The sequence below is a fragment of the Streptomyces sp. SID14478 genome (assembly GCF_010548525.1).
Lineage (GTDB): Bacteria > Actinomycetota > Actinomycetes > Streptomycetales > Streptomycetaceae > Streptomyces.
This window is the reverse complement of sequence record NZ_JAAGMG010000895.1, coordinates 1-785: the sequence shown is the minus strand read 5'-3', so window position 1 is coordinate 785 and position 785 is coordinate 1. Positions and strand designations below refer to the sequence as shown.

At 76.6% G+C, this 785-nt stretch carries 1 protein-coding gene; it reads right to left on the bottom strand.

Translation table 11 applies throughout. From position 1 onward, the window contains the following. Positions 1-785 (bottom strand): PLP-dependent aminotransferase family protein (locus tag G3I40_RS29185; RefSeq protein ID WP_164305526.1); only part of this gene is annotated, 785 nt, incomplete at both ends.

Below are 785 nucleotides of genomic sequence, written 5' to 3'. Positions count from 1 at the left end.
ACGAAGCTCAGCCGGACGTACGGGGCCGGCGGCTCGGCCGGGAAATAGGGGCGGCCCGGGGCCAGCGCGACGCCCTCCCGCAGGGCGCTCGCGACGAACCTCCGCTCGTCCGTGCCGTCGGGCAGCCGGACCCACAGGTGGTAGCCGCCGACCGGGACGTGCGGCACGGCCAGCTCGGGCAGCCGGAGCGCGAGGGCGCCGGCCAGCGCGTCCCTGCGGTCCCTCAACTCCCCTGCCACCGTGCGCAGATGGCGCGGCCAGGCCGGGGAGCCGACGAGTTCGAGCGCGGCCTCCTGGAGGGGGCGCGGGACGAAGAGGTGGTCTACGACCTGGATGGCGCGCAGCCGTTCCAGGACGGGGCCGCGGGCGGCGAGACAGCCGATGCGCAGGCTCGGCGAGGTCGCCTTGGTGAGGGAGCAGACGTGCACGACGACGCCGTCGGGGTCGTCGGTGGCCAGCGGCCTCGGCAGCGGGCCCGCGTCCGCGTGCACGAGGCGGCGCACGAAGTCGTCCTCCACGACGAAGGCCCCGGCCTCGCGGGCGATGCGCAGCACGTCGGGGCGCCGGTCGGCGGACAGTACGGCGCCGGTCGGATTCTGGAACAGCGGCTGGCACACGAACAGCCGGGCGCCGCTGGCCCGGAAGGCCTGCGCGAGCAGTTCCGGACGCACCCCGTCGCGGTCGACGGGGACCGGTACGGGGCGCAGCCCGGCGGCCCTCGCGATCGCCAGCATGCCGGGGTACGTGGGTGATTCGACCAGGACCGGCGCGCCGGGCGGGGCGAG